Source organism: Sphingomonas sp. FW306-1B-B10E (genome assembly GCF_058782005.1).
On record NZ_JBYSXG010000098.1, the window covers coordinates 1 to 4934 of the forward strand.

Annotated in this window: 3 protein-coding genes; 1 reads left to right on the forward strand and 2 read right to left on the reverse strand. The window is 66.7% G+C overall.

Going from position 1 to position 4934, the window contains the following annotated elements:
- Positions 1 to 33 precede the first annotated feature (33 nt).
- Positions 34 to 987, reverse strand: coding sequence for a helix-turn-helix domain-containing protein (locus AC3WJI_RS21355; protein ID WP_492759323.1), 954 nt, complete (start codon positions 985 to 987; stop codon positions 34 to 36).
- A 227-nt stretch (positions 988 to 1214) separates the two neighbouring features.
- On the opposite strand from AC3WJI_RS21355, the gene AC3WJI_RS21360 reads away from it, so the two are divergent.
- Positions 1215 to 2807, forward strand: coding sequence for an alpha-L-fucosidase (locus tag AC3WJI_RS21360; RefSeq protein ID WP_492759324.1), 1593 nt, complete (start codon positions 1215 to 1217; stop codon positions 2805 to 2807).
- A gap of 92 nt (positions 2808 to 2899) precedes the next feature.
- Here the strand turns inward: AC3WJI_RS21360 and AC3WJI_RS21365 are convergent, their stop codons facing one another.
- Positions 2900 to 4906, reverse strand: a complete 2007-nt coding sequence (locus tag AC3WJI_RS21365) for an ATP-binding protein (RefSeq protein ID WP_492759325.1) — start codon at positions 4904 to 4906, stop codon at positions 2900 to 2902.
- Positions 4907 to 4934 lie beyond the last annotated feature (28 nt).

Sequence of the window (4934 nt, forward strand, 5' to 3'; positions counted from 1 at the left end):
CCCCTGACCCCTCCCTTTCAGGGAGGGGAACCATCAACCCTTCCGCCCCGCCCTGCACTGGCTCGGCGTCTCGCCGAAGCGCGCGCGGAACAGGCGGCTGAGATGCGCCGCGTCGCTGAACCCCAGCCGCTCGGCCATCGCCCCGATGCGCTCGTCATTCTCCGCATCGAGCAACGCGATCCGCGCGGCATTGAGCCGGCAGTTGCGGATATAGGTCTGCACCCCGCCTTCCTTGTCAAACAGCCTGTGGAGCGTGCTGCGCGACACCTTGAGCCGGCGGCACAGGCTGGCGACGTTGAGCGACGGCGATTCGAGGTTGGCGTGGATCTCGCCGCGCGCCCGCGCCGCCATGCCGAGCACGGGCTCGGGCGTGCGCTGCGCCTTGCCCGCCGAGGCGTGCACCGCAACCACCAGCAGATCGAGCAGAGTCCGCGCGAGCCGCGGTGCGTCCTGGGGCGGGATCAGGTGCAGCGCTTCGCTCAATTTGTGCAGATGCGTGTGCAGCAAGGCCGCCTCATCGCGGCCGATGACCAGTCCGTGCAGTTCGGCGACCGGCCCCAGCTCGGCCTCGGCGAGGGCGCGCGGGACCGCCATCTGGATCGATCGCGCGATCGACATCGTCATCGTGATCGGCTGGGCGATGTCGAACAGAAGGATCTCGCCGGCGCGCGTCTCGAACTCGCGCTTGCCGGCGATGCCATGCATCTCGCCTTCGAGCAGCAGCCCGACGCCGAGAATGTCGATCCGGTCGGTCGCGATCCGCTCGGGTGTGCGCTCGAGCAGCCGCGCCGTGCCGGTGGAATAGGACACGGCGATCCCGTCGAGATAGATGTTCTCGGCCGAGGTCGAGAAAGGCCCGATCGGCGTGGACTCGAACAGCGCCGCGATGCTCGGCCAGCCGCGATCGGACCATTGGTCGTGACGCTCGGCGGGCGCGATGCCCGACGTCGAGTAACGGACGGGCTCGATGCCCCGCCTGTCCCCCATGGAGTACTCCGAATCTTTTAAGATCGCCGCAGGACGCAGGCGATTCCGGTTAGTTAGCGCGCGTTTTACATTAAATTCTTATTCAGGAAATATTTTAGACACGCGTTTTTGCGGATTTCGCGCCACTGCGATCCTATTGCCACGCTGCAAAGCCGCCTCTAGCCTGATCGAAAACGCGTTTCATGAATGAAAAGGCGAGTGATATGGGATGGACGCGAAGGCAGGCGATGGGCGGTTTCGCAGGTATTACCGCCGCTGCCGGAATGACCTCCCCCGCCGAGGCGCAGGTCACCCCCGACTGGTCGAGCCTCGTCGGCGCCTTTCGCATCCCCGAATGGTTCCGCGACGCCAAGTTCGGGATCTGGGCGCATTGGAGCGCACAATGCGTCCCCGAGTTCGGCGACTGGTACGGCCGCAAGATGTATATCCAGGGCGACCCGTTCTACGCGCATCACCTGAAGACCTATGGCCATCCCGCCGATCGCGGCTTTCTCGAGATCGAGAATGCGTGGAAGGGCGAGCACTGGGACCCCGAGGGTCTGATCAAGCGCTACAAGGCGGCGGGCGCACGCTATTTCATGGCGCTCGCCAACCACCATGACAATCTCGACACCTTTGAGAGCAAATACCACCCCTGGAATACGCTGCGCGTCGGTCCCAAGCGCGACATCATCGGCACCTGGGAGAAGATTGCGCGCCGCGAGGGGCTGCGCTTCGGAGTCAGCAACCACAGTGCGCACGCCTGGCATTGGTGGCAGACCGCCTATGGCTATGACGCCGAAGGCCCGCGCGCGGGCGAGCGCTACGATGCGTTCAAACTGACCAAGGCCGACGGCGCCGGCACCTGGTGGGACGGGCTCGATCCGCAGGAGCTCTATACCGGCCCGGCTATGGTGCCGCCGGAGGGGATTGCGAGCGCGAAGGCGATGCGCGACTGGCACGACGTCCATAGCGGCCGCTGGATGGAGTTCGCCCCGCCGCAGAACCCCCACCATGCCGCCAAATGGCTGCTCCGCCAGCAGGACCTGGTCGAGAAATACCGCCCCGACATGGTCTATTTCGACGATTCGGGGCTGCCCTTCGGCAATGTCGGGCTCGAGGCGCTGGCGCATTATTACCGCCAGAGCATCGCGCGCGACGGCAAGGTGGAGGTCGTCGCCACCGCCAAATTGCTCACTGCTTACCAGCGGACCGCGCTCGTCGAGGATGTCGAGCGCGGCGTCAGCGACCGGCTGCGCGCCGAGCCGTGGCAGACCTGCACCTGCATCGGCGACTGGCATTACAACCGCGCGCGCTTCGAGCAGAAATCCTATGTTCCCGCCGCAAAGGTCATCCAGCGGCTGTGCGATGTCGTCTCTAAGAACGGTAATCTATTGCTGTCGATTCCGCTGCGCGGCAACGGCACGATCGACGGCGAGGAGGACAAGATCCTCGCCGGGATCACCCGGTGGATGCAGCGCAACGGCGACGCCGCGATCTTCGGCTCGCGGCCGTGGCGGATCTATGGCGAGGGGCCGACCAAGGTGATTGGCGGCGGCTTCAACGAAGGCAAGGCCGAATTCACCGCCGATGATGTCCGCTTCACCACGCGCAAGGGCGCGCTCTACGCCGCCTTGCTCGCCTGGCCCGAGCGGCCGGTGACGATCGTCGCGCTGGGCAAGGCGGCGCTGCCCGACGGAGTGATCGAGCGAGTCTCGCTAGTCGGCGGCGGGCGCGTAAGCTTCGAGCGGAGCGCCGCGGGACTGACCGTCACGTTGCCCCGCGGCGGGCCCGAGGATTTCGTCCCCGTCCTGCGAGTCGATGGACGAGGGCTGGTCTAGCCTCCCAGTGCTCCTGCGAAAGCAGGAGCCCAGGGTAATTGAGGACGTCGCTCGCGGCCCTAGCGCTCCTGCTTTCGCAGGAGCACGACGCCTTATTCGAACTCGAGGATCGCTGCATCCACCGCCAGGCTCTCGCCCGGCGCGAAATTCGTCGCCTTGACTACCCCCGCCCGCTCGGCGCGCAGGATATTCTCCATCTTCATCGCCTCGACCACCGCGAGCGCCTGCCCGGCCTCGACCTTGTCCCCCGCCGCGACATGCAACTGCGTGAGCAGCCCCGGCATCGGCGCGAGCAGGAACCGGCTCATGTCGGGCGGGACCTTGTCGATCATGTGGTGGCGATATTGCGCGATATGCGGCGGCAGCACTTCGACTCGGTGGGTCGCGCCATGCGCCGTCAGCCTCCACGCCCCACCCTTGCGCTCGACCCCGACGGTCAGCGGCACATCGTCGATCCGCACTGCGAACAGCGGCTCGCCCGGGCGCCAATGCCCGATCAGCTCCATCGGCTCGCCCGCACCGCGGACCAGCTCGACACCGCCAAGGCTCTCGACCGTCAGTTCGAACCGCTCGCCTTCGACCGTAACGACGCGTGCGCCACCCGCTTCGACCGGCCCGTTGAGCTGCCCGCTGATCCGCCCGGCGCGCTTGCTCCGCTCGAGGTCGATCACCGCCGCCGCCGCCGCGAGCTTGCGTCGCAGCTCAGCCGAGGCCGGCGCGCCATCGAAGCCCTCGGGATATTCCTCCGCGATGAACCCGGTGGTCAGCGCGCCGTCGCGGAAGCGCGGATGCTGCATGATCGCCGAGAGGAAGTCGATATTGTGCCCGATCCCGTCGATCCGGAAGCGGTCGAGCGCGGCGACCTGCCGGTCCGCGGCCTCCTCACGCGTCGGCGCCCAGGTCACCAATTTGGCGATCATCGGGTCGTAGAACATCGAGATCTCGCTGCCCTCGGTCACCCCGTCGTCGACGCGGGTGACGCCCTCCTCGTCGCGCGCCTCGGCCGGCGGGCGATAGCGCACCAGCCGCCCTGTGCTCGGCAGGAAGCCGCGATACGGATCCTCGGCGTACACCCGGTTCTCGATCGCCCAGCCGTTGATCGTCACATCGTCCTGCGCGAAGACCAGCGCCTCGCCCGCTGCCACGCGGATCATCTGCTCGACCAGGTCGATCCCGGTGATCTCCTCGGTCACCGGATGCTCGACCTGCAGCCGGGTATTCATCTCGAGAAAGTAGAAGCCCTGGCCCGTCGTGTCGGCACCCGAGACGATCAGCTCGACCGTGCCCGCGGAATAATAGCCTACAGCCTGCGCCAGCGCGACCGCCTGCTCGCCCATCGCCTTGCGCATCGCCGGCGTAACGAAGGGCGACGGCGCCTCCTCGACCACCTTCTGGTGGCGGCGCTGGATCGAGCATTCGCGCTCGTTCAGATAGACGATGTTGCCGTGCTGGTCGCCGAGCACCTGGATCTCGATGTGGCGCGGACTCTCGATGAACTTCTCGATGAACACGCGGTCGTCGCCGAAGCTCGCCAGCCCCTCGCGCTTGGTCGCCTCGAAGCCCTCGCGGACGTCCTGCTCGGAATAGGCCAGCCGCATTCCCTTGCCGCCGCCGCCCGCCGAGGCCTTCATCATCACCGGATAGCCGATCTCGGAAGCGATCCGCACCGCATGCTCGGTATCGTCGATCTCTCCGACGAAACCCGGGACGACGTTCACGCCCGCCTGCTTGGCCAGCTTCTTCGACTCGATCTTGTCGCCCATCGCCGCAATCGCGTTGGGCGGCGGCCCGACGAACGCGATCCCCGCTTCGGCACACGCCGTGGCGAAGCTTTCGCGCTCGGAGAGGAAGCCATAGCCCGGATGGATGCAGTCCGCCCCGGTCTCCTTGGCAGCGAGCAGGATCAGCTCGGCCTTGAGGTAGCTTTCCGCCGCCGGCGCCGGCCCGAGCCGCACCGATTCGTCGGCCATCAGCACATGCGGCGCACGCGCATCCGCGTCCGAATAGACCGCGACGGTGGCGATCCCCATCTTCTTGGCGGTGCGCATCACGCGGCAGGCGATCTCGCCACGATTGGCGACCAGGATCTTCTTGAACATTACTCCCCCTCCCCTTCAGGGGAGGGGG